The sequence below is a fragment of the Kribbella endophytica genome (genome assembly GCF_054781295.1).
The window spans coordinates 182,795-208,562 of sequence record NZ_BAAGUR010000002.1 but is presented as its reverse complement, the minus strand read 5'-3'; the positions used below and the strand labels follow the sequence as shown (position 1 = coordinate 208,562).

The 25,768-nt window shown below is 70.1% G+C and carries 22 protein-coding genes; 3 read left to right on the top strand and 19 right to left on the bottom strand.

Features of this window, described 5'->3' with window-relative positions; translation table 11 throughout:
* Positions 1 to 170: 170 nt before the first annotated feature.
* The 6 genes from dusB to ACYVIO_RS19570 form a co-directional block, all read right to left on the bottom strand.
* Positions 171 to 1,292: a tRNA dihydrouridine synthase DusB gene (gene dusB, locus ACYVIO_RS19595; protein WP_460652274.1), complete on the bottom strand. Its 1,122-nt coding sequence runs from the start codon at positions 1,290 to 1,292 to the stop codon at positions 171 to 173.
* A gap of 3 nt (positions 1,293 to 1,295) precedes the next feature.
* The gene (locus ACYVIO_RS19590; RefSeq protein ID WP_460652273.1) at positions 1,296 to 1,982 is read right to left on the bottom strand and encodes a hypothetical protein; all 687 of its coding nucleotides are present in this window, start codon (positions 1,980 to 1,982) and stop codon (positions 1,296 to 1,298) included.
* Positions 1,983 to 1,984: 2 nt separating this feature from the next.
* On the bottom strand, positions 1,985 to 3,370 hold the full coding sequence (locus tag ACYVIO_RS19585; RefSeq protein ID WP_460652272.1) for a glycine--tRNA ligase: 1,386 nt from the start codon (positions 3,368 to 3,370) through the stop codon (positions 1,985 to 1,987).
* A gap of 91 nt (positions 3,371 to 3,461) precedes the next feature.
* Positions 3,462 to 3,761 carry an antibiotic biosynthesis monooxygenase family protein gene (locus ACYVIO_RS19580; RefSeq protein WP_460652271.1) on the bottom strand — a complete coding sequence of 100 codons (300 nt, stop codon included), beginning with the start codon at positions 3,759 to 3,761 and terminating at the stop codon, positions 3,462 to 3,464.
* Between the two features lie 896 nt (positions 3,762 to 4,657).
* A complete protein-coding gene (locus ACYVIO_RS19575) occupies positions 4,658 to 5,329 on the bottom strand; it encodes a hypothetical protein (RefSeq protein ID WP_460652270.1) in 672 nt (223 codons plus the stop codon).
* Between the two features lie 29 nt (positions 5,330 to 5,358).
* Positions 5,359 to 5,856, bottom strand: coding sequence for a hypothetical protein (locus tag ACYVIO_RS19570; RefSeq protein WP_460652269.1), 498 nt, complete (start codon positions 5,854 to 5,856; stop codon positions 5,359 to 5,361).
* A 77-nt stretch (positions 5,857 to 5,933) separates the two neighbouring features.
* Here ACYVIO_RS19570 and ACYVIO_RS19565 point away from each other — a divergent pair, with 77 nt between their 5' ends.
* The gene (locus ACYVIO_RS19565; protein WP_460652268.1) at positions 5,934 to 6,248 is read left to right on the top strand and encodes a DUF6703 family protein; all 315 of its coding nucleotides are present in this window, start codon (positions 5,934 to 5,936) and stop codon (positions 6,246 to 6,248) included.
* A gap of 97 nt (positions 6,249 to 6,345) precedes the next feature.
* Here the strand turns inward: ACYVIO_RS19565 and ACYVIO_RS19560 are convergent, their stop codons facing one another.
* A complete protein-coding gene (locus tag ACYVIO_RS19560; RefSeq protein WP_460652267.1) occupies positions 6,346 to 6,885 on the bottom strand; it encodes a TetR/AcrR family transcriptional regulator in 540 nt (179 codons plus the stop codon).
* A 293-nt stretch (positions 6,886 to 7,178) separates the two neighbouring features.
* On the opposite strand from ACYVIO_RS19560, the gene ACYVIO_RS19555 reads away from it, so the two are divergent.
* Entirely contained in the window at positions 7,179 to 7,706 is a 528-nt protein-coding gene (locus tag ACYVIO_RS19555) for a response regulator transcription factor (RefSeq protein ID WP_460652266.1), read from the top strand.
* Here ACYVIO_RS19555 and ACYVIO_RS19550 read toward each other — a convergent pair.
* From ACYVIO_RS19550 to ACYVIO_RS19515, 8 genes are all read right to left on the bottom strand, one after another.
* On the bottom strand, positions 7,685 to 9,373 hold the full coding sequence (locus tag ACYVIO_RS19550; RefSeq protein WP_460652265.1) for an ATP-binding cassette domain-containing protein: 1,689 nt from the start codon (positions 9,371 to 9,373) through the stop codon (positions 7,685 to 7,687). The two genes, ACYVIO_RS19555 and ACYVIO_RS19550, sit on opposite strands and share 22 nt — an antisense overlap.
* A gap of 81 nt (positions 9,374 to 9,454) precedes the next feature.
* Entirely contained in the window at positions 9,455 to 11,107 is a 1,653-nt protein-coding gene (locus ACYVIO_RS19545) for an ABC transporter ATP-binding protein (protein WP_460652264.1), read from the bottom strand.
* Positions 11,108 to 11,430: 323 nt separating this feature from the next.
* A complete protein-coding gene (locus tag ACYVIO_RS19540) occupies positions 11,431 to 13,710 on the bottom strand; it encodes a prolyl oligopeptidase family serine peptidase (RefSeq protein WP_460652263.1) in 2,280 nt (759 codons plus the stop codon).
* A 156-nt stretch (positions 13,711 to 13,866) separates the two neighbouring features.
* On the bottom strand, positions 13,867 to 14,001 hold the full coding sequence (locus ACYVIO_RS19535; protein WP_363699618.1) for a SapB/AmfS family lanthipeptide: 135 nt from the start codon (positions 13,999 to 14,001) through the stop codon (positions 13,867 to 13,869).
* Positions 14,002 to 14,004: 3 nt separating this feature from the next.
* Complete coding sequence (lanKC, locus tag ACYVIO_RS19530; protein ID WP_460652262.1) at positions 14,005 to 16,671, bottom strand: class III lanthionine synthetase LanKC; 2,667 nt, start codon at positions 16,669 to 16,671, stop codon at positions 14,005 to 14,007.
* A gap of 228 nt (positions 16,672 to 16,899) precedes the next feature.
* On the bottom strand, positions 16,900 to 17,472 hold the full coding sequence (locus ACYVIO_RS19525; protein WP_460652261.1) for a DUF305 domain-containing protein: 573 nt from the start codon (positions 17,470 to 17,472) through the stop codon (positions 16,900 to 16,902).
* 155 nt (positions 17,473 to 17,627) lie between these two features.
* Complete coding sequence (locus ACYVIO_RS19520) at positions 17,628 to 18,890, bottom strand: DUF1996 domain-containing protein (RefSeq protein ID WP_460652260.1); 1,263 nt, start codon at positions 18,888 to 18,890, stop codon at positions 17,628 to 17,630.
* The gene (locus tag ACYVIO_RS19515) at positions 18,887 to 20,623 is read right to left on the bottom strand and encodes a discoidin domain-containing protein (protein ID WP_460652259.1); all 1,737 of its coding nucleotides are present in this window, start codon (positions 20,621 to 20,623) and stop codon (positions 18,887 to 18,889) included. Before ACYVIO_RS19515 ends, ACYVIO_RS19520 begins: the two co-directional genes overlap by 4 nt.
* A gap of 200 nt (positions 20,624 to 20,823) precedes the next feature.
* Between ACYVIO_RS19515 and ACYVIO_RS19510 the strand changes: the two genes are divergently transcribed.
* Positions 20,824 to 21,819, top strand: coding sequence for a LacI family DNA-binding transcriptional regulator (locus tag ACYVIO_RS19510; protein WP_460652258.1), 996 nt, complete (start codon positions 20,824 to 20,826; stop codon positions 21,817 to 21,819).
* Positions 21,820 to 21,859: 40 nt separating this feature from the next.
* Here the strand turns inward: ACYVIO_RS19510 and ACYVIO_RS19505 are convergent, their stop codons facing one another.
* Genes ACYVIO_RS19505 through ACYVIO_RS19490 form a run of 4 tightly spaced genes read right to left on the bottom strand, consistent with a single transcriptional unit; the run spans position 21,860 to position 25,695 of the window.
* Positions 21,860 to 23,245, bottom strand: a complete 1,386-nt coding sequence (locus ACYVIO_RS19505) for an alkaline phosphatase family protein (RefSeq protein ID WP_460652257.1) — start codon at positions 23,243 to 23,245, stop codon at positions 21,860 to 21,862.
* Complete coding sequence (gene eboE / locus ACYVIO_RS19500) at positions 23,242 to 24,390, bottom strand: metabolite traffic protein EboE (RefSeq protein ID WP_460652256.1); 1,149 nt, start codon at positions 24,388 to 24,390, stop codon at positions 23,242 to 23,244. The genes ACYVIO_RS19505 and eboE overlap by 4 nt, the downstream gene beginning before the upstream one ends.
* Complete coding sequence (locus tag ACYVIO_RS19495) at positions 24,387 to 25,238, bottom strand: TatD family hydrolase (protein ID WP_460652255.1); 852 nt, start codon at positions 25,236 to 25,238, stop codon at positions 24,387 to 24,389. Before ACYVIO_RS19495 ends, eboE begins: the two co-directional genes overlap by 4 nt.
* Position 25,239: 1 nt before the next feature.
* Positions 25,240 to 25,695, bottom strand: coding sequence for an EboA domain-containing protein (locus ACYVIO_RS19490; RefSeq protein ID WP_460652254.1), 456 nt, complete (start codon positions 25,693 to 25,695; stop codon positions 25,240 to 25,242).
* Positions 25,696 to 25,768: the final 73 nt, after the last annotated feature.

Sequence of the window (25,768 nt, the reverse complement as noted above, 5' to 3'; positions counted from 1 at the left end):
CGGTGGGAGCAACTGCCGGCTCCCGGGGGTGGTGTCACTTGGCCGGGGGCGGCGCGAGCGGGGACTCGCCCGGCCGGGGTGGCGCTGCAGGCGTACTGCGGGCGAAGGCTCGCCCGGCGGGGGCGGCGCCTGCAGGGTGTTGCGGGCGGGGGCGTGCTCGGCCGGAAAGCTCAGCCGCCCGATACGCCGATTTCGGCGTCTGCCAGGTCGGTGTTGAGTCCGTCGGTGTCGTCCAGCCAGCCGTGAGGTAAGACGACATGGTCTCGGGGAGAGCCTTGGCGGCCTCGGGGGGCGCCTAGTTCGGCGACGGGGAACGGGGCCGACGGGTCGAGCTGGGTGAGGAGCTCGTCGAGGCGGGCCAGGGAGTCGACCATGCCGAGGGCGGCGCGGAGTTCGCCGCCGGCGGGGAAGCCTTTCAGGTACCACGGGACGTGCTTGCGGAAGTCGCGCAGCCCGCGCTGCTCCCCCATCAGCCCGGCGAGCAGCTCGCCGTGGCGGCGCATCACGGTCGACACCTCGCCGAGCGTCGGCAGGTTGAGGGCTTCCCCACCGGCAAAAGCAACAGCGAGATCCCGGAACAGCCACGGCCGACCGAGGCACCCACGGCCCACGATCACCCCGGCGCACCCGGTCTCGTCGACCATGCGCAGCGCGTCGGACGCTTCCCAGATGTCGCCGTTGCCGAGCACGGGGATCTTCACGTGCTCGACCAGTTCGGCGATCTTCGTCCAGTCGGCCTGACCCGAGTACGCCTGCGCGGCGGTCCGCCCGTGCAGCCCGATCGCGGCCGCGCCGGACTCCTCGGCGATCCGTCCGGCGTCCAGGTAGGTCTGGTGCGCGGAGTCGATCCCGATCCGGGTCTTCATCGTCACCGGTACGGCGTACGGCGTGGCCGCCTTCACCGCGGACTGCAGGATCGCGCCGAGCAGGTTCCGCTTCCACGGCAGCGCGGCGCCGCCGCCCTTGCGGGTCACCTTCGGCACCGGGCAGCCGAAGTTCAGGTCGACGTGCGCGACGCCGTACTCGGAGCACAGCAGCTCGACCGCGCGCCCGACGTACACCGGGTCGACGCCGTACAGCTGCACCGAACGCACCGTCTCGCGCTCGTCGAAGGTCAGCATGTCGAGCGACTTCTGGTCCCCCTCGACGATGCCGCGGGACGTGATCATCTCGCACACGTACAGCCCGGCGCCCTGCTCCGCGCACAGCCGCCGGTACGCCGCGTTGGTGATCCCGGCCATCGGCGCGAGCACGACGGGGGTGTCGATGGTGAGGTTGCCGAGCTGGAGCATCACTTAGGCCTTGGCCACCAGGACCTGGCCGTTCCCGGAGATCTGCGCGCGGAACGGCTGGACAGCGTTCTCCACGGTGGTCACGTCACAGGCGATGCCCTGCGCGGTGTGCTTGACGACGGTCACGTCATCCATTGTGCAGGTCACCTTCGCGGCGCCCGACGCCGCCCGCTGCACAGCGTCCACGACCTTCGGCTTCACGATCGCCACGGACTCGGACGTGAACTTGTACGTCGCGCTGTACTGCTTAGCGTCGACGGTGAGCTGACCGGTGAAGGTCTTGCCCGCGTAGTTCACCGTGCAGGTGAGCGTGTGGGCACCCGGCTTGTCGGCGTCCTCGATGCCCGGGCAGGTCACCTTGGTGGTCGCGGCGCGACCGGCCGCGACCTGGACCTGCTTGGCGATCGCGAAGCGGATCCGGTTTGCCAGCGGGGCATCGGCGTCCGGCGTACCGGTGACCTTCGGGGTCGGCCAGGGCTTCGACGGCGTCGGCAACGGTGTCAGCGACGGCGTGGAAGCGGTCGGGATCGGCGCGCTGGACGGACCGGAGGAAGGCGCCGACGGCGGCGGGGTGCTCCCCGCGTCGGGCGTCGGATCGTCGGAGCAACCGGCCAGCAGCAGTACGGCGGCCGCACCGACGGCCAGCACGCGGGCACCCGTCGTACGGGCGGACGTCGTACGGGCGGGCATGCCTAGCAACCCACCAGGCGCTGGGCGAGGTACCCGGTGACCTCGGTCAGCGCGACGCGCTCCTGCTTCATCGAGTCGCGCTCCCGGATCGTCACCGCGTGGTCCTCGAGGGTGTCGAAGTCGACGGTGATGCAGTACGGCGTACCGATCTCGTCCTGGCGGCGGTAGCGGCGGCCGATCGCGCCGGCGTCGTCGAAGTCGACGTTCCAGGCCTGGCGCAGCTCGGCGGCCAGGTCCTTGGCCTTCGGGGACAGGTCCGCGTTGCGCGACAGCGGCAGCACGGCCGCCTTGACCGGCGCGAGCCGCGGGTCGAACCGCAGTACCGTCCGCTTGTCGACACCGCCCTTCGCGTTCGGCGCCTCGTCCTCGGTGTAGGCGTCGAGCAGGAACGCGAGCACGTTGCGCGTGAGGCCGGCGGCCGGCTCGATCACGTACGGCGTCCAGCGCTCGCCCTTCTCCTGGTCGAAGTACGACAGGTCGGCGCCGGAGTGCTTGGAGTGCGTCGTGAGGTCGTAGTCGAACCGGTTCGCGATGCCCTCGAGCTCGTCGAAGTCCTTGCCGCCGAAGTTGAACTTGTACTCGATGTCGACCGTGCGCTTGCTGTAGTGGCTGAGCTTCTCCTTCGGGTGCTCGTAGAAGCGCATGTTGTCCGGGTTGAGGCCGAGGCCGGTGTACCAGTCCCAGCGGGCCTTCAGCCAGTACTCGTGCCAGTCCTCGTCCGAGCCCGGCGCGACGAAGAACTCCATCTCCATCTGCTCGAACTCGCGCGTGCGGAAGATGAAGTTGCCCGGGGTGATCTCGTTGCGGAAGCTCTTGCCGACCTGCGCGATGCCGAACGGCGGCTTCTTGCGCGCCGTACCCATCACGTTCGCGAAGTTGATGAAGATGCCCTGGGCCGTCTCCGGGCGCAGGTAGTGCAGCCCTTCCTCGGACTCGACCGGGCCGAGGTAGGTCTTCAGCAGCCCGTTGAACATCCGCGGCTCGGTGAACGTGCCCTTGTTCCCGCAGTTCGGGCAGGCGATCTCGTCGAGCTTGACGTCGTCGGCGTCCTTGTTCTTCCGCCGCGCGAAGTCCTCACGCAGGTGGTCGTCACGGAACCGCTTGTGGCAGGACTGGCACTCGGTCAGCGGGTCGACGAACTCCTGCAGGTGGCCGGAGGCCTCCCACACCTTGGTCGGCAGGATCACCGAGGAGTCCAGGCCGACAACGTCGTCGCGGCTCGTCACCATCGCGCGCCACCACTGGTTGCGGACGTTGTTCTTCAGCTCGATACCGAGCGGTCCGTAGTCCCACGCCGACCGGGTACCGCCGTAGATCTCGCCGCACGGGTAGACGAAGCCCCTCCGCTTGCTGAGGCTGACGACGGCATCGACGGTATCCACGGGCACTATTCGACTCCAGTAACTGACACGAGTGGTAGAACGGAAGGGTCCAGGCTAACGGGCCAGGGTCCTCCACGTCGCATCCGCAAGGTACCTGCTACGGCAGCAGGTTCGCCCCGCCAGAGGCGTCGTCCAGCACCTCGTACGCCGTCGGCTCGTCGATCGCCTGCGACAGCAACGGCACCGCCACCATCTTCACCTCGTACGGCGACAACGCCCGCCGGTAGCTCCCGACGTTCACCCACTCCATACTCAACGCCAGCAACTCCGGATCGTCCACGTTCCGCCCGGTCCGAGCCGCCACGAACCCCTTCTGCCGCGACAACACCTCCACAGCAGCCGCCAGCCGCTCCCCGAACTCGCCCTGAGCGCTCTCGGCCACTTTGAACCTGATCACGACAAACACGTGGTCACCTTATGCGGGGTGAGTGTGTTCCCCCACGCGCGGCCCTCCGCTCGCTGGCGCTCGCTGCGCGCCGTGCTCCCGCCCGCCCTTTGCGAGGGTGTGCGGGCTGGCGCCCGCCGGGTGCGCGTGCTTTCGCGCGCTTCATGTGAAAGCAGGTGGGCTTGGGGGCTGTGGTTGGAGGCGTGCAGGTGTTAACCCACGCGCGGCCCTCCGCTCGCTGGCGCTCGCTGCATGCCGTGCTCCCGCCCGCCCTTTTGCGAGCGTGTGCGGGCTGGCGCCCGCCGAGTGCGCGTGCTTGCGCGCGCTTCAAGTGAAGGCAGGTGGGCTCGGGGGCTGTGGTCGGATGCGTGCAGGTGTTCGCCCACGCCCGCCGGGTGCGCGTGCCGGCGCCCGCTTCAAGTGAAAGCAGGTGGGCTCGGGGGCTGTGGTCGGATGCGTGCAGGTGTTCGCCCACGCCCGCCGGGTGCGCGTGCCGGCGCGCGTCTCAGGCGAAAGCAGGTGGCCTGGGGACTGTCGTCGGAGGCGTGCAGGTGTTCGCCCACGCCCGCCGGGTGCGCGCGCTTCATGCGTGCGGGCTGGCGCCCGCCGAGTGCGCGTGCTGGCGCCCGCTTCACGCGAAAGCAGGTGGGCGCCGGGCGGCTGGTCGGGGGCGCGCCGCGGGGCCCTCCGCTCGCTGGCGCTCGCCGGGTGCGCGTGCTGTCCCTCGCTTCGTGCGTGCGGGCTGACGCCCGCCGAGTGCGCGTGCTGCCGCCCGCTTCAAGTGAAAGCAGGTAGAGGCAGGTGGACGCGGGGAGGGTGGTGGGTTGCGAGTGGGTGGTGGGTTGCGAGTGGGTGGTGGGTTGCGAGTGGGTGGTGGGTTGCGAGTGGGTGGTCGGTTGCGTGGGTGGTCACGCTCGCTCGGGCCAGCCTGTCCCGCCTGGCGAGCCGACCGACCGCCCGATCGTCGGCGCAGGCCCGGGTGCTCTCGCCTGCCTCGGTGTCCCTCGCAACGGCCGCGACGTCGCCAGCGGTATCTGCCCGGCCCAGGCGTGGGCGATCGCGCGCTTGGTGTCCAACTCGGCCTGGCGCTGCGTCTGGTTGCCTCCGTCACCTGGCGCCCGGTCGCCGAACCGATTCAAGCCTGGCTGCCGATCCGCTGGGTGTCGGCGGAGCCGGGCGCACACATGCTCGTAGACATTGCCGGCGCCCTTGCGGGGCTTGACCGCCAGCAACTCCCGCCGAGGTAGCCCGCCCGGCTCCGCGGCCGCGATCTCACGGAACACCAGCCGATGCGTCGGCTTCTCCTGCGGATCCGCACGCACGTACGCCGTGACGCAGTCCCGCAGATCCCCCTTGCCCGGTTCGAAGCCGAGCGGGTGGTGACCGTCGGTCTCCCCCGCGCGGAGCTGGTCGATCGTGCGCACGACCTCACGCCGCAGCCTCGCCAGGCGGCCGCTCGGGTCGCGCCGGGCAGCTGCACTCAACCGCTGCAGATCGGTCACGAAGCCGTGCCCCAGAAGCACCTCGTACGGCGCGGGGCCGGCGCGGGGCGGGATCAGGCGTTCGACCTGGTCGGCCACAACTCAGGCCCGACCGCCGCAGTGCACCCTCACGATGGCTCGCCGCGCTCGCGCCGGATCTGCGCGAGATCCTCGACCGCCTCGGGACCCATGAGGGCTGCGATCTCGTCCATGGTCATCGACACGCTGTCAGGCAGCGGCTCTGTCGCGTACGTGCGCTGCGTCGGGTCGTCCACAACCCCCGGCGGAGGCTCATCGTCGCCGCGGAGCTTTCGGTAGTCAGCCGTCGACAGCAGCACAGCCTCCGGCTCGCCCTCGTCGCCCCAGACGGTGGGGCCCGCTGTCCCCGCGCGGACGTCGGTCATCAGACCAGGCAGTCGCGCGGCGAGGGCGCCCGGCTCGACGACCTCGTCGCCGACGGAGAACTTCGCCTCGCCGCCCAGGTCCTCGAACTCGTCGTACGTGAGCACAACCGCCTCAGGCACGCCGTCGCCGACGCTGAAGGCACGGGTCTGGCCGCTGCGGAACCTGGCCAGGACAGCAGGCAGGTCGGCGGCGAAGTGTTCGAGGGAGAGCAGGCCGGTCATGCGAGAAATGTATCGGGGACGGATGGGCGGGGGACGGAGTTTTCCACAGGAGTGGGGTGTGCTGGAACAATAGGCAGATGAGTTCCTCCAGCAGTCAGCCGGTGAGTCCGCTTCGGCAGCGTGTGACGAAGGCCAGCTACCCGGTCGTGGCGAAGCTGCACGCGATGCCGAAGCTGACGCTGCCCGGGATCACCTTGGTGCTGGCGCTGATCGGAGTGTTCGCTCCGGTGACTGCCGGCATCCCGGCGCTGATCCTGCTGGCGCTGCTGCTGAGCTGGCTCGGGTTCCTGTCCTGGCCGGTCGTGTCGACCGGGCAGCGCGCGGTCCGGGTGTTCTCGGTGCTGGTGATCCTGCTGTTCGCGGTCTCGCGCATCGCCACGAACGGCAACTGACCGAACGGCACCTGACCAGGCGACTGATCGAACGGCACCCGACCAGGCGACTAATCGAACGGGCAGCTGACCAGGCGACTGATCGAGCGGCAACGGATCAAGAGACCTGCAGAGCGTCGTACGCCGCACTCGTCGCCGCGGCGCGGAGTGCGGCGACGTCGGCTCCCTCGAAGGTGAGGACACAGGCCGACAGCCCACCCAAAGCGACCACCCCGCGGACCTCGTCCTCCCAGGAGGACGACGTACCGAGCAGCAGCGCGACCACGCGGCGGCGCCAGTCGAGCACGTGGTCGGTCAGCAGGAGCTGCTCGAGCACGCGCATGTCCCGGACTGCGATCCGGAACAGCGCTCGGTGGCGGTAAGTGACGTCGAAGTACCGGTCGAGCACCTCGCGCGGACCAGGCGGCGTGGCCTCCAGCTCGTCGAGCTGCCGGGTCATCTCGTCGACGACCGGTCTCGCCAGGCTGCGGATCAGCTCCTGGCGGGACGAGAAGTGGTGGTACAGCGCGGTTTTCGTCATCCCCAGCCGCTCGGCGATCTCCCGCAGGCTGGTCTGCTGCAGGCCCTGCTCGGCGAACAATTCGAGCGCCGCCGCCTGGATGCGGGTCTTGGTGTCGGCTCCCCGCGTCGTCGGCATGGCCCGAGCCTAGTTCTACTCTGCGTAACGGACCTGTCACCGGCATGTCGGGGATCTCCATCGGTGTACCGACGCGAATTTCTCGGGCTGCGCTGGTGACACGGATGGGATCTGCGGCGACACTGACAGTTACCGAAGGGGAGCAGTTCGCCGCGAACAGTGACTGGGGGGTCCGGGAGCCGGCGAGCTGCGCTGACGCCAGGGGGGCGTAGCGGGTGATCCGAGTCGTCATCGGGCACCGCGGCAAATTGGTGCGTGGAGCACTGGCCGCGGTCCTGACCAGAGAACCAGATATGAGTGTGATCGCGGAGTACGAACGGGCTGAGGACGTCCTCAAGGGATCGACGGGACCGCCAGGGGTGGTGCTGCTCGATCCGCTGCTGCCCGGCAAGGTCGCGATGGCGGAGCTGTGCCACCGGCTCCGCGGGCAGTCGGTCCTGCTTTTGATCGAACGCGAGGACGGCGGGGCGATCTCGCTGGCGCTGTCGGTCGTCCGCCGGACGCCGACCGTCGGCGTGATCGCGACCGACGTGTCGCCGGACGACCTGGTCGCGGCGGTCCGCGAGGTCGCGGCCGGGCGGACCGTCTTCGACGCGAGCCTCGCGCTCGCGGCCTGGCGGGCCGGCGACAGTCCGCTGACCGAGCGGGAGGGCGAGGTGCTCCGGCTGATCAGCACCGGCGCGACGGTCCAGGAGATCGCGCGCGGGCTCAGTCTCAGCGCCGGGACGATCCGGAACTACCTGTCCCGGATCCTCACCAAGACCGACGCGAGAAGCCGGATCGAGGCGATGCGCAAGGCTCAGGAGGCCGGCTGGATCTGATCCGTTCGCACCCAGTGGCCGATCAGCTCGGCGTACGACGGATTGCCGGCCAGCAGGTCGGCGTGGCTGCCGATCGTGGCGGCGCTGCCGTCCAGCAGCAGGATCCGCTGGGCGCGCAGCGCCGAGCTGACCCGGTGCGCGATGACGATCAGGCTGCCGGGCCGGGCGCTGAACGCCTCCTCGGCCACGCGCTCGGCCTCGAGGTCGAGGTGGCACGTGGCTTCGTCCAGTACGACGAGCGGCGCCGGCGACAGGTACGCACGGGTGAGCGCGATCAGCTGCCGCTCCCCCGCCGACAGTTCCAGCGGCTTCACCTCGGCCCCGAGCCCGCCCAGCCGCCGGACCAGGCCGAACGCTCCCACTGCGTCGATCGCCTGGCAGACCTGGCCTGCCGGAGCATCCGCCCGGTAGTAGGTCAGGTTCTCCAGGACCGTGCCGCTGAAGACGTAGGCCTCCTGCGGAAGCACCACGCGCACACCGCCGAGCTCCCCCGGCGGCAACGACGAGGGCGGCACCCCACCAAGCAGCACAGTCCCCTCGGTCGGCGCCAGCAGCCCGCAGACCAGACCGGCCAGCGTCGACTTGCCGATGCCGCTCGGCCCGACCACCGCCAGGTGGTCCCCGTCGCCGACCACCAGGTTGAGCTCGCGCAGTACCGGCTCGGCCTGCGGCCCGTAGGCGAAGGACACCGCCTGCAGCCGCACCTCGTGCCCGTACGGCGGCCGCGCGCACGTCGTACGGGCAGGCACCTCGCTCTGGTCCAGGATGCGGCCGAGTGTGACGACGTACCGCAGGCCGCTGTCGCCGAGGGCCGACATCACCATCCGCAGTGCGGGCTGCAGCCCAAGCAGCACGTAGGTCAGACCGCCCAGCAGCGTTCCCGTGCTGACTCCTCGGTCCACCAGCCACGACGAAGCAGTCAGCAGGACGACCAACGGCAGCCAGCCGCCGACGGCGAAGCACAGCGTCCGCAAGGCGGCGACGTTGGCCAGTGAGCGCTCAGCTGCCGCCTGGGTCTCGATCGGCCGGCCGACGAGGCCCGCGGCGAAGTCCTCGGCACCGGCCGCCGTCAGGTCCCGTACCGCCGCGAACGCCGAGCCTGCCGACGTGGTCAGCTCCTCGTCGGCGCGCAGTGACGCCCGGACGCGCGCGGCCGCCAGACCGAGAACCGCGAAGGAAATAAGGAATCCGAGCACGAACGGCGGTACGACGAGCGCCGCGACCAGCGGCGACAGCGACACCAAGCCGGCGACGACGCCGACCACTGTCACCACGAAGCTCCTCACCACCAGGACCAGCCCGGCGAAGGTGTCGCGGACGATCTCGACCTGGCGGTTCAGGCGCGCGACCGCACCGTCGGTGCGTGCGGATCGGAGAGCTCCGGCGACGACCCCGCGGACCAGGTCGTCGCGCAGCGGTTCGACCAGCTCGCCGAGTCGCCGGTAGACCTGGCGAGCGCCGACCGCGCCGAGCACAGCGGCGGCGAGGAGGCCGGCTAGCCAGAGCAGCCCTGCCTCCAGCCGGCCTGCGATGAAGGAGTCGGTGGCATGCGCGACGGCCACGCCGTAGCAGATGCTCGGCAGGATCTCCGGCACGGACCAGGCGGCGAGCAGCGCGGTCGGCCGTCGCCGTACGGCAGTCAGTCCGTACTGCAACTCGCGCCTCATCCGAAAGCCTGCTGTCGTCGTACGGCGGTCAGGCCGTCCCGCAGCTCGCGGCTCATCTGCAGGCCTGCTGTCGTCTGCGGCTCATCCGAAGGCCTTTCGGTACTCGGCGTCCAGCCACAACCCGTCGTGCGAGCCGACCGCCCTGACACGACCGTCGTTCAACCACACCACGAGATCGGCGCGCGCCGCGGTGCTCACCCGGTGGGTGACGATCAGGCGCGTACGACGCCGCCGGTCGCCCATCAGCGTCGCGCTGATCTGCAGCTCGGTCGCCGTATCGAGGCTGGACGTCGCGTCGTCCAGGATCAGCAGGCGCTCGGCCGACCACGCCCTGGCCAGGCCGAGCCGTTGCGCTTCACCGCCTGACAGCGGCGCGCGTGCCAGCGCGGTGTCGTAGCCCTGCGGCATTCTGCTGACGAAGTCGTGCACGTGCGTGGCGCGGGCCGCCGCCAGCAACTGCGTGGGCTGGACCGAGCCGACGCAGATCGCCTCGCCAACCGTCGCGCCAACCAGCGCAGGACGCTCGAACGCGCAGTTCACCGCGGCCCGCAACGCGTTGTGCGTCAGCGCGGTCAGCGGTACGCCGTCGAGCAGGACCTGCCCGGAGTCGGGATCGCTCAACCGGCCGGCGACGGCAGCCAGGACGGACTTGCCCGCTCCACTCGGTCCCACGACAGCGATCGTCGCGCCACCCGGCAGGTCCAGCCGGACCTGGTCCAGCAGCACGGTGTCGCCTGCTCGGACGGTGACCTCGTCGAACACCAGCCGGCCCGGACCGTCCGGCAGCGACAGTGCGCCGTACTCGAAGACGTCGAGCCCGGTCACCTCTGCGGCGCGGGTGATCCCCGCTCGTGACCTCGCCAGCTGGCCCAGCACCCCCGTGAGGCTGCCCAGCCCGGCACCGATGACGGCGTACTGCGCGGCGGCGAAGTAGTCGCCCGGTGTGATGTGGCCGTTCACCAGCTGGAGTCCGCCGACGGCCAGTACGGCGACGAGAACCAGCGGGCCGACCACGGCAGCCTGTGCGCCGGAGCGCGCCAGCACTCGCCAGGTGCGGAGTCCGTGGGCGTGCAGCTCCGGCAGGAGTCGGAGGACCCGCTGCTCCTCCCGGCCTGCCGTGCCCGCGGCGGCGATCGTGCGGAGGCCGGCCAGTGCCTCGGTCAGCGTCTCCGCGATCCGGCCCTGGGTCTCCTGGTAGGCAAGGCTGATCTCGGCAGTACGCCGGGCGAACACCCACAGCACCGCGACGACCAGCAGGACCCCGCCGAGGAAGGCCGCACCGAGCCAAGGGTCCAGGACCACCAGCAGGACCAGACTGCCCACCGGTGGTACGACGGCCGCCGCAGCCGTCACTGCAGCCGGGCCGGCCCTGGCCGCGTCGGTGGCACTGCTCGAAACCCGGCTGACGAGATCGCCAGTACCGAACTGACGCGCGCCGGTCGCGCCGGAGCTCAGCACGCTGCGAACCATCCGGCGCCGAAGCCAGGCGGTCGTGCCCGCCGCACACGCCGTACCGGCAATCACCTCGGTGATCTCACAGACGATGCCCAGGGCAATCAGCCCGCAGGCGACCAACAGCCACCGGCCCGGACGCCCCTCGACCGCAACAGCGTCGACCGCACGGCCGAGCACCGTCGGAAGAGCCAGCACAGTAAGACTGCCAAGCAACGCACTCGCCCCGACCAACGGCAGCCAGCCCCGCCCATGCCGCAGCAGCCCCCCGAAGGTAGTCACAGCCCGACCCGATGCCGCGGCCCACTGCAGGTCGCCACAAGTCGAGCCCGGCGCCGCAGCTCGCTGCAGGTCGCCGCAGGTCGGGGCCCGCGCAGCCCACTGCAGGTCGTCACAGGTCGGGGCCCGCGCAGCCCACTGCGGGTCGTCACAGGTCGGGGCCCGCGCAGGCGACCGGAGGTCGTCACAGGCCGCCCCCGGTCTGGCAGGCCACGGGGCCCAGCCCGCCGCGCGCCATCACAGGGCGGGGCCCGCGCAGGGGACCGGAGGTCGTCACAGGTCGCCCCCCGGTCTGGCAGGCCACGGGGCCCAGCCGCCGCGCGCCATCACAGGTCCAGCCCCGTGTGGTGGCTCAGGAAGGCGAGCAGGTCCGCGGCCAGGCTGTTCCCTCGGCCGGCTGCGGACGGCAGGTGCCCGGCGTTGTTCTCGTACCGCAGCAGCACCGGCCGGCGACCGGTGGTCGCATGCTGGAGAGCCGCGCACATCTTGCGCGCGTGCATCGGATCGACGCGGCTGTCTGCGCCGAAGACCGTGAACAGAACTGCTGGATAGTCGGCCTCGGTCACCCGGTGGTACGGCGAGTAGGCGAGCAGCGCCGCGAGCTGTTCGGGGTCGTCGGCAGAGCCGTACTCCCCTACCCATGCAGGGCCGAGCCCGGACTGCTGGTAGCGGACCATGTCCAGCACAGGCGCCGAGCAGACCGCTGCCGCGAACAGCTCCGGCCGCTGGGTGAGCGCGGCGCCCACCAGCAGACCGCCGTTGGACTCACCACAGATCCCCAACTGCTCCGGCGTCGTACGGCCACTTGCGATCAACGTCTCCGCCGCAGCCAGGTAGTCGTCGACGACCGTCTGCTTGGATCCCACCGTCCCAGCCCGGTGCCAGGCGTCACCCTGCTCTCCACCGCCGCGTACGTTCGCCGTGACGAACGCGCCACCGGCCTCCACCCAGGCCAGCGCGAACGACGAGTAGCTCGGCGTCACCGACAGCCCGAATCCGCCGTACCCGTAGAGAATCGTCGGCCGCGGACCCGTCGCTCCCGCGTCCGGTGGCGCACCCGTCGCTCCCGCATGTGGTCGCGGACCCGTCGCTCCCGCGTCTGGTGGCGCACCCGTCGCTCCCGCAGGTGGTCGCGCACGTAGATGACGAGACAGCTCCGCGCTCGCATTGGGCCGAGCTCGCGAGACCACCAGCATGCGGATCGGCGTGCCATCCCGCGATGGGTAGACAACCTGCTCCTGCACGACCGCGTCGCCAAGGCCTTGCCGGGCGCTAGCACTGTCGATGTCCAGTCCGGCGGCCGGCGCCGGGACCTGGCTGCGCGAGCGCGACCAGATCCAAGTGGCCTGCTCAGACGCTGTGGACGATGGCGTCACAGCGCCCGTGCGGGCGTCGTACCGGTAGACCGTGGGCGGCGTGACGCTGTCCGTATAGCTGAACCAGGCCTCATGCCCACCTCCCGGCCGCGCCGTCAGCTCACCGATCGTGCCGAGCCCAGGCAGCGGTACGTCGTGCAGCCGCGCGCCTGTCCTCGGATCGTGCGCAGTGAGCTCGCTGATCGCGTGCCGCGTCCGGCCGACCAGCAGGCACCCGTCGAGCACCGCTAAGCCGGTGAGCGGCGCGCCCGGGTCCTCACCGATCAGCTCCTGCCAGTGCTCGTGGCCGGGCTGCTGAGGGTCGCCGACGCAGATCCGCCCCGACGGCGCGTCGAGGGTGGTCGCGGCGTACAGCCGACCGTCCGGCCCCACGCCCAGCGCGGTCCGCGCGTCGACACCTTCCTGCGCCACCACCGGCACGAAGTCAGGCCGGCTCAGGTCGACCAGCCACACATCGTTGCGGTGGGCAACAGCTGCGGAGATCGTCAGCCAGCGGCCGTCGGCACTGATCTCCAGCCCGTACGACGCCTCGCCGGGCAGCACCTGGACGTCGTCCGGTTCCCGCGTCCGCGGACCAGGAGACCCAGCCAGGCCGCGCGGTCGCGCGCTTCCTCGCGGAAGGTGGCGATCCGGTCGACCACCGGCTGCGCGACGGCGCCCCAGGCGGTGCAGGCAGAGCCGCCTCGAGCGCACGTAGTAGAAGGACTGACTGTCGGCCAGCCAGGCCACGGGTGAGTAGCGGCACCGGTCGATCGGTCCGTCGACGACCTCGCCGGTGCGGACGTCCAGCACGGACAGGACGGACTGCTCGTCGCCCCGCGACAGCTGGAACGCGAGCAGGTGTCCGTCGGGCGACGGCTGCCAGCGGTCGAGGGTGGTGAGACCCGACGGATCGAGCTGCATCGGATCGATCAGGACGCGCTCGTCGACGTACAGGACGGGATGCTCTTGATCGGGTTCTCTACGGACGAAGAACTGATGATCGCCGCGCCAGGTCGGCGGGCTGGAGGTGGTGACCGCGCTCAGGGCGGCGACTCGGGTCCGGAAAGCGCGCCGGCCAGGCAGGTCGGCTGTCCGCCATAGCTGGTCCTGCGCGGCTTGCCAGTTCACAGTGCGTGAGTCGTCGGGATCTTCGAGCCAGCGGTACGGATCCGTGATCGCATGGCCGTGCAGCCACTCGACGGCCTCGTCCCGCTCGGCGTCGGGAAAGCGCCGGTCGATGCTGTGCATTGCCGCTCCTTCCACTCTGTCCACGACACCACCGCGGCCGACTCCGGCACGGTGCCGAGCGGTCCGCGCCGGCGCTGCCGCCGGTGCGGCCGATCGACGCGACCACAAGCCGATCCCGGGCGGGAGGTGGACACCCCGCCCGGGACCTCACCGACCTCAGTGACACAGGACGAGGCTGATGTTGCTCGGGGTCTGCGACGCGCAGCCGAGAACCGTCAGCGTGCTGCCGCCACCCCCGTGACCGCCGCCACCCGTGGGGGCGTCGAGACCTTGCAGGTCGAGAAGTGCCATTTTCTACACCTCCTTCCAGGACTTGTTGGGCTCGGGGCGCAGGGAGCGTCCGAGGAACGGGAGGGCCACCGGCTGCTCGTGCAGGGCGGCGCCAAGGGCCAGCAGGACTCCGGCGGAGCCGGTGGCCAGGTCCATCGACAGGCGGAGCAGCTGGTTCCCGGGGAAGGCGAGACCGTCGCCGTACGGGAGCGCGTGCCAGGCCAGGCCGGCGATCAACGGGTCAACGGCGCCCGGGTCGAGCTGCGAGGCCGCGAGCAACAGGCCGGCGCGCCCCATGAAGAGGCCGGGCTGAACGAAGTACCCGCAGTGGGTGACGTCGCGGAGCGCCGGAAGAACCTGGGCGAGCTCGTCGTCCGGACGGTGCCGCAGGTAGCGGTCGAGCACCATCGCGATCCCGATCGAGCCCTCCTCGAGGTACGGGAGCGTGCGCCAGCCCTGGTTGACCTGCAGGAGACCGTGGTCGTCCGTCGTACAGCGGCGAAGGTCCTGCTGGAGCGCGGTCCTGGCCAGGTCGAGCAGGCCGGTGTCGCCTGACTGCTCGTAGGCGTGGAGGAACAAGAGCGCCGGGCCGGAGGAGCCGAACATGAGGCCCGCTCGGGGATGCCCTTCGCCGCTGAGTTCCGGTACGTCGTCCGGCCCGCCGAGCCGCTCGGCAACCTCGTCAACAATCCGCATCGCAGCGGCGTGAGCGGCCGGCTCGGCGCCCTCGCTCCCGAAGCTGAGCAAGTTGAGGCCGATCCCGGCCAGGCCGGAGTACATCCCCAACTCACGCTCGCCAAGTGCTTGCTGCTGGCAACGATCGAGCAGGTCGAAGGCGTCCTCGCGGTAGCCGAGCTCGTCGAGCACCAGCGCGACACCGTGCAGCCCGTTGTAGAGCCCCGGACCGGCCATCACCTTGCGGGCCTGCCTGCGCAGCCAGTCCTCATACGCCGGGAGGCGGTCGCCGCCGCAGAGGGCGAGCGCGTACAGCACACCGGCCGCGCCGTGCGCGAGGCTGATCCCACCTCCGGGCTCGAACTGCTCGATGTCCCCGGGGAACAGCCGGTCCTCCCGCTCCGGGGTGGCTGCGGCCGCGATCGCTGTGGAGATCGCGGCCCGCAGCTCCGGCCAGGGCGTCCGCCCGGGCATGGGCGGAGCGACCCGCTCCGCCGGGCGCGCGACCGGACCCCGCTCGGCCGGCCCCCGCTCGGCCGGCCCCCGCTCGGCCGGCCCCCGCTCGGCCGGACCCGCGACCGGATCACCCTCGCCGAGGACGGCGGCCGGCGGCTCGCCAAGGATGGTCGCCACCGCCGCGTCGAACCGTTCCCGAGGCACCAAGAACGTCTCACTGATCAGGTCGGCAAGCTGCGCCGCCTTCTGTGGCCAGAAGTGCAGCAGCATCGTCGTCTGCGGCGCGAACAACCCGAGCTCCAGACAAGCCAGCGCGTACCGATCCACGGCCACGCCCTGCCGGTCCCCCGGCGCGGCGTACCCAGGATGGGCCAGCGCCGAGCGCGCCTGCTCAGTGACGAGCGTCGCTACCTCGAAGTCGATCAGCACCAACCGGTCCTCGGCGTCGACCAGGATGTTGCCGGGATGCAGGTCGTTGAACACCACGCCCCGCTCGTGCAGCGCCGCGACCGCCCGCTCGATCTCGCCGACCATCGCCAGCGCCCAGTCGGCGTACTCCGTGAGCTCGGCCTCACTGGCATCAGGACGAGTCAGCGGAAAACGCCGACTGATCAAGCGCTGCAGCGGGTTCGAGTCGATGAACTCCTGGACGAGGAAGTGGTGGTCCCCGAGCACGAAGTAGTCGTGCACGACCGGTACGACGTCGAGCCCGGCCAGCCGTTGCAGGATGTCGCGCTCGTGCCCGACCCGGGTCACCGCGTCCCGGCCGAGCACGTCCAGGCCGGCCAGCGGACGGCCTTCCTTGAGCACCACCTTGGCCTCGCTGTCGCGGTGGTGGCCGAGGTAGACGCCGCCGCCGTTCGAGAACTGGATGACGTGCTCCACGACGTACGCCAACTCGCCGGTGGTGACCGCATTGCGGGCCTCCAGGTGCGGCATCAGGAAGTCGGGCAGCGCCACCCAGGGCGGAAGCGAGAACGTCGGGCCGCGCACGTCCGGCACCAGCCGGCCCTCCGCGTCGGCGAGGGCGTAGACCCGTTCGCCGCTGTCGGACAGGCAGTAGCGGGTGACGAAGGCGCCGTACCGAACGAAGAGCGGGCCTTCGGCGTACCGGAGATCGCTGAGGATGTACGGACCTCGTACGCCGGTGAGCAGGTCGTCGAGCTCCTTCAGGACGAGCTCGAGCTGCGCGTCGTCGGCCGGGTAGATCGTGACGAGCTTGCCGCTCGATCCGCGGGCGGCCGACTTGGAGTTGACCATCACCAGGACCGGCTTGCTGCGCAGGAACTTGAACGGGAGACCGCGCGGTACGCAGTAGTCCCAGACCGCCGCGAGCGTCCGGTCGGCGTCGTCGAGGCCGGCCGACACGTGGATCTTCCAGCCCTGCTGGGGAATCCGGGCGGTCAGCGGCGCGTAGTGCATCCAGATGTCGCCGGCGCTGTGCTCCCAACCGGCGGGCAGCGGCCGGGCACAGGCGTCGAAGTCGGGCTCGGCGGTCCGGTTGGTCGGGCTGTCGTAGAACAGCCGATCGGCCAGGCAGTACAGCTCGTACTGTTCCATTCTCGCCTCCCCTGGTGCCGGTGCGGCTCGATGCCGTCGTCACATGGTGTGGCCGAGAGAGCGCGCCGCGTAGTGTCTGCCATCACGCCCGACCCGTGAGGAACACCGGGCCTACCCCTGAGTTCCTACGTCCTGTCCGGTCGGTAGGGCGGCAGTGCGAAAACGTCGACACGCGACAGCGCGCGCACCGCCGTGAAAGGCGGTACGCGCGCTGCGGGGAGGGGTGGATCAGCCGGCGGCGGCGAGCTGTTTCAGCTGCGCCGTACGACCGGCGATGACGGTCGTGCCGAGCTTCTTGGTCTCGGGATCCTTGCCTGCGTTGGCGATGCTGCGCGCCAGCAGGATCGTCTGGTCCAGGTGCTCCTTCAGGTTCTTGGTGAAGGACGCGTCGAAGGCCGGACCGGAAAGCTTGCCCAAGGCATCGATCTCGGGCTCGGTCATCATGCCGGGCATGTCGTGACCCTCGTGCGGGTTGCGGACCGGCAGGCCGGAGCGGGTACGGATGGCGGTGAGCTGGGCGACCTCGGCGCGATGGCCGGTGGCGACCTGGGTCGCGAGGCTGCGCAGGGCCGGAGCCGACGCCTGCTTCTGCCCGAGGTCCAGGACGCGGAGGAGCTGGGCGTCCATCGGGATCATGAGCTCGACGTAGGCCAGGTCGGTGGAGTTGAAGGACGGGTCGATGTTCCACTCGCTCGCGCCGGCGCTCGGCGTACTGGCCGCCGGTGGGGGCGGCGAGGCGGCAACGGACGAACCACAACCGGTCAGGGCGACGAGCAGAGCGGCGCAGGCCAGAGCCTTCATGGAGAGCTCCTTGGAACAGCAGGGGCGGTTGTGGTGAGAGTACAGACGGCGACCGCCGCAGTACAGAGGGTAAAGAAAGGTTCTTTGCAAAAGCGGTCGGGCGGAGAGGCCGGGCGGGTCCCTGGGACGGGGAGACCCGCCCGGCAGTAGAGGGTTTACGGGTGCCCGTTGGCCCCGCACTTGATGATCGGGCGGATGCAGTCGTTGACGCGGCGCGCCATCTCGGCGACCGGCCAGGCGTTGAAGAAGTCGCCGTGCATCGTGAACCCGCCACCGGACGCCAGCCGGAACCCGACCGTCGGCCCGTTCACCGGGTAGCGCAGGACCTGCCGCAGCTTCGGCACCGGCACCGGATGGGTCGCCGGGCAGTCGCCGTTCACCGGGTAGGACATGTGGCTCTTGTGATCCGGTGAGTCGAGGTCGCGCCCGTTCCAGCACTGCGGGAAGTCCAGGTACGACTCCAGCATCGAGCCGGCCGGGCAGTTGATGAAGTCGTGCCCGGCGCCCGCGTCACCGGCGTGCAGGCACGACCAGCGGGAGATGGTGTTGTCACTCGGCCCGGTCGCCTTCGCGTTGCCGGCGACGATCCGCAGCCCGAACGGCAGCGGCTGGGTCCGTGCGATCACATCGTCCCGGACACCTTCGCCCAGGTAGTAGAAGGTCGTCCCGGTCGGCTCGACCGGCTGATTGTTGTTGTACAGCGTCGGCACCCAGTACGACGACTTGTCCTCGGCCGGGTTGCACGACGTCGGCGAGTTCACCAGGTCGTCCACGGTCGTGTTGGCGTTCGTCACGGTCGCACCGAAGAAGCTGTGCATGTGCGACGCCCCGGGCATGTTGGGGAACACGATCGGGTCGTCGGGCAGGCGGTGCGTGTACGGGCAGTCCGCGAGGAACTCGGCGACCCGCACGATCGGACCGCCGGCCGGCGTCCCGCCGTACACCTGGAACTCGAACAGCGACGCACCCCACTGGGTGGCCCGCTGGGTGACCAGCACCCGCACGTACCGGCCGGTGCCGGTCACGGTCAGGCTCTGCTCGCCACCGGTGCCGTTCGTGGTGGTGTGCACCGTGGTCCAGCTGGTCGCGTTGGCCGACGTCTGGACCTGGAAGCCGCGGGCGTACGCCGCCTCCCACTTCAGTACGACGCGGTTGAACGTCTGACTCGACCCGAGGTCGACGTACAGCCACTGGTTGTCGGCGAACCCCGACGCCCAGCGCGTCCCACCGTCACCGTCGACGGCGGCAGCGGCCGGGAAGGAACCGCTCTCCACCGAGGACGCGACGACCGGTCGGCCCTGCGACAGCAGCGTTTCGGCAGCTTGAGCCGATCGGCTCGTCGACACCAGGTAGGCGCCGAGCAGAGCGAGCAGGCCGACAGCGAGTGTGCCGAGGCGGAAGACCCTGCGCGCGCTCACTTGTACACCCGCACGTAGTCGACGAGCATCCGCGCCGGGAACGGCGTCTGCGCGTTGGGCGGGCCGGGGAAGTCGCCGCCGACCGCGAGGTTGAGGATCAGGTAGAACGGGTGGTCGAAGATCCACGGCCCGCGGGTCGCCTCGAGCTGGGCCTTGTCGACGACGAAGACCGTGGTGCCGTCGACCTGGTAGGTGATGCTCGTGCTGTTCCAGAGCATCGTCCAGGTGTGGAAGTCGTTCGAGAAGTCGGCGCCGCCGGGCAGCCCGTAGGTGCCGCCGTACCCGCCGGCTCCGTTGTACGCCGGGGCGTGCAGCGTCGAGTAGCCCTTGGTGGTCTCGCGACCGAGGATCTCGACGATGTCGATCTCCCCGTTGTAGGGCCAGGGGCGACCGGTCAGGAAGTCCGCGCCCATCATCCAGAACGCCGGCCACAGGCCGTTGCCCTTGGGCACCTTGATCCGGGCCTCGACCTTGCCGTACGTCGTACTGAACTTGCCGGCGCTGTTCATCCGCGCCGACGTGTACTGACAGGTCCCGCTGCCGGTGACCGGGTCGATCGGGCAGGCCGATCCGGGCGTCACCTCACGACGGGCCTCGAGCACCAGGTTGCCCTGGCCGTCCATCTGGGTGTTGTTGTGGTTGGTGTAGACCTGCAGCTCGTTGTTCTGGCCGGTGCCAGGATCGGCGGACCACTTCGCGGCGTCCGGCTTGGTGCCGTTCGGGCCGTTGAACTCGTCGGCGAAGATCAGCTGCGGGTTCGGCGACGGATCAGCAGGCGGGGTCGGCGGAGTGTTCGGTGCACCACCGGTGCCGTAGACCTGGAACTCCCACAGCGAGTACCCGTACGGCGTGTTGCGCTGCGTGCCGTACATCCGGACGTAGCGGCCGGTGCCGGTGATGTTCAGCGTCTCCTTGAAGCCCGGGCCGGCGGCGGTTCCGTAGATCTTGGTCCAGTTCACGTTGTCGTTCGAGGTCTGCACCTCGTACGCCTTGGCCGAGGCCGGGTCCCACTGCAGGATCACCTTGTCGATCTGGGCGGTGGCGCCGAGGTCGACCGAGATCCAGCCCGGGTCGACCCAGCCGGAGTCGGTCGCGGTGGCCCAGCGGCTGGCCGGGTCGAGGTCGAACGCGCGGGCCGGCGTGCACTCCCAGCAGTTCGGGTCGTGCTGCTGGGTCGAGGCCGCGCCGGTCTTGCCGTACGACAGCAGCTTGCTGCCCGGACCGGGGCCGGGGCCACCACCAGTGGTCCCGAACACCTTGAACTCCCACAGCGACACACCCCACTGGGTGGCGCGGGCCGTGCTGAGCAGCCGGACGTAGCGGCCGCTGCCGCTGACGTTCAGCGTTTGGTTGCCTCCGGCACCGGTTGTGGTGCTGTAGATCGAGGACCAGTTGGTGCCGTCGGTGGAGGTCTCCAGCCGGAAGCCGGTCGAGTACGCCGCCTCCCAGCTGAGCGCGACCTGGCTGATGGTGGCGGTCTGGCCGAGGTCGACCCGGATCCACTGCGGGTCGCCGAACGCGCTCGACCAGCGGGTACCAGGATCGCCGTCGACGGCGGCGGAGGCGGGGAAGGCGACGTTCTCGGAGGACGACGCGGTGGCGGTCTTGCCTTGGGACAGCAACGGGTCGGCGGCCTCGGCGGGCGGTGCGACCAGCAGGGCGGCCACGAAACTGGTCGCGATCGCGACGAGTGCGGCGGCCTTGAGACGCGACGGTCTACGGGACAAACGCATGGGCATCTCCAGGGGCGGGCAGGAGGTCGGGGAACGTTCCCCGAGTCTGAGAGTTGCCTGCTGAGGGAACGGTGTCAAGACTTCGCGGACATCGGGGCGTAACCTGCGCGCAACTGTTCGCAGCCGCTTGACAAGGCTCGCGAACCGCCGGGATGCTCGTGCTTGGGGAACGCTCCCCTGCCAGTGACGAGGGGGTGCCCGTGAGACGACCGACCCTGCACGCCGTCGCGGCCCGGGCCGGGGTGTCGAAGTCGAGCGTTTCCCGGGTGATCAACGGCGAGCCGACGGTCGCGCCGGAGATCCGGCAGATCGTGATGGCCGCGGTCACCGAGCTCGGCTACGTGCCGAACGGCGCGGCCCGCAACCTGGTCACCCAGAGGACGAACACGATCGCGATCATCGTCTCCGATCCGCCGGCTGGTCTGGTCTCCGACGACCCGATGTTCGCGATGGTCGTGCGTGCCGCGAGCCGCGCGTTGGAGGCCGCGGGCAAGCAGGTGTCGCTGGTGCTGGCCGGGTCCGACGAGAGTCGTCAGCGCGTCGAGCAGTACCTGGCCGCCGGGCACGTCGACGGCGCGATGCTGGTGTCGATGGATGGCGCCGACCCGCTGCCCGCCGTACTGGCGCGGACCGGGTTGCCGATCGTTTCGCACGGGCGGCTGGCGACGCCGGGGCTGATGCCGTGGGTCGACAACGACAACCTCGGCGGTGCGACCAAAGCCGTGCAGCACCTGCTCGACCAGGGCCGGCAGCGGATCGCGACGATCTCGGGGCCGCTGGACATGACTGCCGCGCAGGATCGCCTGACGGCGTACCGGGAGACGTTGAAGGACACCGGACGGCGCTCGATCGTTGCCCTCGGCGACTTCACGCGGATCTCCGGCGCCGACGCGATGCGGCAACTGCTGGCCGACGACCCGCAGCTGGACGCGGTGTTCGCAGCCAACGACCTGATGGCGATCGGCGCCCTGCGCACCTTGCGCGAGGCCGGCCGGCGAGTGCCCGAGGACGTCGCGGTGATCGGCTTCGACGACATCGAGGCCGCGCTCTACACCGCCCCCGCGCTGACCACCGTCCGCAGCCCGATGGGCGAGCAGGCAGCCCAGACGACCCGCCTCCTGCTCGACCTCATCGCCCACGGCAGCGCCGACTCGGTCACGCTGCCCACGGAGATCATCGTCCGCGAATCAGCCTGACCCGCCGCTGCTACCCACCGTCCAGCTGCTCGGCCGCCAACTACGCCTCGCCCCCGCCTTCAAGTCTTCCCGCCCGCAGCAGCAGATCCCGCACAGCAGTCGCCGCCACAGGCCCCTCGCCCTCCACCAACTCCGGATCACTGCTCAGAAACACCGGCCCATCCTCCGCCGAAGCCGGCAACCTCCCATGCGATCCCCGCACGATCGACGGATCCAACGGCACCACCGACATCGCGTACCGCAGCCCAAGCTTCTTCTTCAGCAAGTACGACGCCGCCCGCGGCTTCACGAACCGGTCCGCCGGATCGAAGAACAACTCCGCCGGGTCGTACCCAGGCTTGCGATGGATCTCCACCCCGCGCGCGAAGTCCGGCGCCCGAGCATCATCCAGCCAGTAGTAGTAGGTGAACCAAGCATCCGGCTCCGCAACAACCACCAGCTCACCAGCGCGCTCATGATCCAGCCCGTACCGCTTCTTCCCCTCACCATCGAGCACCTCGGCAACCCCTTTCACCCCGGCGAGCAGCTTGCCGACGGCATCGACATCGGCCGGATCCTTCACGTAGACCTGCGCCACCTGATGATCCGCCACCGCGAAGGCCCGCGAGGTCCACGGATCCAAGTACTCCATTCCGTCCTGCGTGTGCACCTCCAGCAGCCCCTCGGCCCGCAGCACCCGGTTGACGTCCACCGGCCGCGCGACATCCGTGATCCCGTACTCCGACAGCACGATCACCGTCGCACCCCGCGCCTCGGCGTCGTCCAGCAGCGGCGCCAGTACGGCGTCCAGCTCGATCGCGGCCCGGGTCGCCTGCACCGACGACGCGCCGTACCGCTGCAGGTCGTAGTCCAGATGCGGCACATAGGTCAGCAGCAGATCAGGGTTGTCCTCGGCAAGGATCTGACGCGACGCGGCAACGATCCACTTGCTCGACTTGATCCCCGCAGTCGGTCCCCAGTAGTTGAACAACGGGAAGTCCCCGAGCTTCGCGGTCAGCCGGTCATGCAGCTCGACCGGCCGCGTGTAGCAGTCCGGCGCCTTCCGCCCGTCGGCGTAGTAAATCGGCCGCGGCGTCACCAGCAGATCAGTCTCCGCACCCATCGCGTACCACCAGCAGACGTTCGCCACCTTGTACGACGGGTTGCTGCGCCGCGCGACATCCCAGACCTTGTCCCCCTGCACCAGCCGATTGTGCTGCCGCCAGAGGAACACCTCTCCGAGATCCCGGAAGTACCACCCGTTCCCCACGACCCCATGGTCGGACGGCATCGAGCCCGTCAGGAAGGTCGCCTGCGCCGAGCAGGTCACCGCCGGCAGCACCGTCTCCAGGCTCCTGGCCAACGGCAACGACCGCAGCCGCGGCATCTTCCGCAGCAACCGAGGCGTCAGCCCGACCACGTCGAGAACGACCACCTGCTTGGTCATTTGACCTCCTCCAGTCCAAGCCCGGTGATCCGGTCGCGCAGCCAACCCAGCTCGGCGGCGATGCCCTCGGCCAGCTCCTGCTGATTCTTCGGCCCGTTGGGAAGCACCGACCAGGTGTAGGTCTCCGACTCCAAGTGCTGCGTCAGCGGATGCTCGCCGCCGACCAGATGCTGAAGACAGTCCTCGAGCACGCCGGTCGTGCTGGTCAGCGGCGCTCGCGGGGCGGCATGCACCGGCACGTGGAAGTGCACGCGCCAGGCCGCGTGGCCCGACAGTTGGTCGACCTCGTCCAAGTTGTCGACGCCCGGACCACCCCACTCGCGCGTCTGGTGCAGGAACTTCGGCTCCGCGAACTCCTCCAGCAGCCTGGAGGCCTCGGCGTCCCTCGGATCCGCAACATGCAGCGCCGCCGACACCTGACTCTTCACGACCTCGACCCCCGCGGCGGCCATCGTCGCGAACGTCTCGGCCGGGTCCTCGAACTGGACCGCCAGGTGGCAGGTGTCGAGGCAGAGACCGATCCGCGCCGGCCCGGCGTACGGGGTAAGCCAGTGCGTGGCCTGCGGGACCATCTCGAGGATGCAGCCTGGTTCGGGCTCGACCGCGACGCGGATCCGGCGTCCCGTGTTCGTCTCGACCTGCGCGAGGCGGACCTGGACCCGGTCGAACGCCTGGCGCGCGGCCGCGTCCTGCTCCTTCGACCACGGGTGGCGCCAGGCCAGCGGCAGCGTCGAGATCGACCCGTACGCCGCGTCCGGCGGCATCAGCTTGGCCAGTACGTCGATCAGGTCGAGGGTGTAGCGCAGCCGCTCGGGCTCGGTCCAGTCCGGCTTGTAGACCTTCTTGCCGACGACGCGGTCGTGGAACCCGGCGTACGGGAAACCGTTCAGCGTGACGACCTCGAGGCCGTTGCGGTCGAGCGCGCGCTTGAGGCGGTTGAGCGCGACGGTGGAGTTCGCGAGCCGGTCGGCGAGCGAGTGCGCGAGCCAGAGGCCGACGCCGAGCACCGGAACGTCGAGCTCCTTGCGGACCAGCGACGAGCAGCCGTCGAGCTGCGCGATCACGCCTTCGAGGTCCTCGGCGGGGTGGACGTTCGTGCAGTACGCGAGGTGGACGAGCGAGCCGTCGGGATGCCGGAACCTCATGAGCGTGCTCCTCTGAGGATCGAGTTGCCCGCGAACGTGTCGTCGGTCGTGGCGTCGGTGAGGTCGAGTCGCCCGGACTGGCCGTAGAAGGCGACCGGGTTGCGCCACAGCACCTGGTCGACGTCGTCCTCGGTGAAGCCGGCCGCGAGCATCGCCTGGCCGGTCGCGTACGTGCGCAGCGGGTCGGACTTGCCCCAGTCGGCGGCGGAGTTCACCAGGATCCGCTCGGTGCCGAACTGCTGCAGGATGACGACCATCCGGTCCGGGTCCATCTTGGTGTCGGGGTAGATCGAGAAGCCCATCCAGCAGCCGGAGTCGGCGACCTCCTTGACCGTCACCTCGTTCAGGTGGTCGACGACCACGCGCTCGGCCGGTACGCCGGACTCGCGCACGACGTCGAGCGTTCGCGTCGTACCGGCAGCCTTGTCGCGGTGCGGAGTGTGCACGAGCACGGGAAGCTCGAAGCGCTTGGCCAGCTCGAGCTGGGCGGCGAACACCTCGTCCTCCTCCGGCGTCATCGAGTCGTAGCCGACCTCGCCGACCGCGACGACGCCGTCCTTGGCCAGGTACCGCGGCAGCACGTCGAGCACCTCGCGGCAGCGCGGGTCGTTGGCCTCCTTCGGGTTCAGCGCGATCGTGCAGTGGTGCCGGATGCCGAACTGCGAAGCGCGGAACGGCTCCCAGCCGATCAGCGCGTCGAAGTAGTCGACGAACGAGCCGACACTGGTCCGCGGTTGGCCGAGCCAGAACGCCGGTTCGACCAGAGCCTGTATGCCGTGCGCGGCCATCGCCGCGTAGTCGTCGGTGGTGCGGGACGTCATATGGATGTGCGGGTCGAAGATGCGCATGTCACCCCTCCAGATAGGGCTGAAGATCCAGGGGAACGGACCGGCCGGCCGCGCGCCGCTCGGCAGCGAAGTCGGCCATCATCCGTCGCAGTACGTCGTCGGCGCGCTCCGGGAGTCCGTCGACCGCAGCCAGCGGTACGCCGGCGAACACGCACTTGAGCACGGCCTGCCGGAACGCTGCTGGCGTGAGGTGCCGGGTCGCGTAGGGCCCGAGCGCGGCGGCGAGCAGGCGCTGGTCGTTGGTCCGGATCGCGTCCTCGATCAGCGCTGTGCCTTGCGGGCCGGCCGCTTGCTCAACGTCCTCCAGCTCGAGCGCTTTGAGGATCGCGAGCTTCTCGGCGGTGTCGCCGTAGCGATAAAGCTCCGCGATCTCATCGGCCGAAGCGGTCGCCAGAAGCTTGGCCCGCACAGCCTCGTCCGCCGACCACCCGTTGCCCAAGGCCCCTTTTCCCGTCACCCGTGCGACTGCGGGAAAGACCTCAGCCAAGGGACCAACGAACGCACTGACGTCCACAGGCAACTCGGTGGCC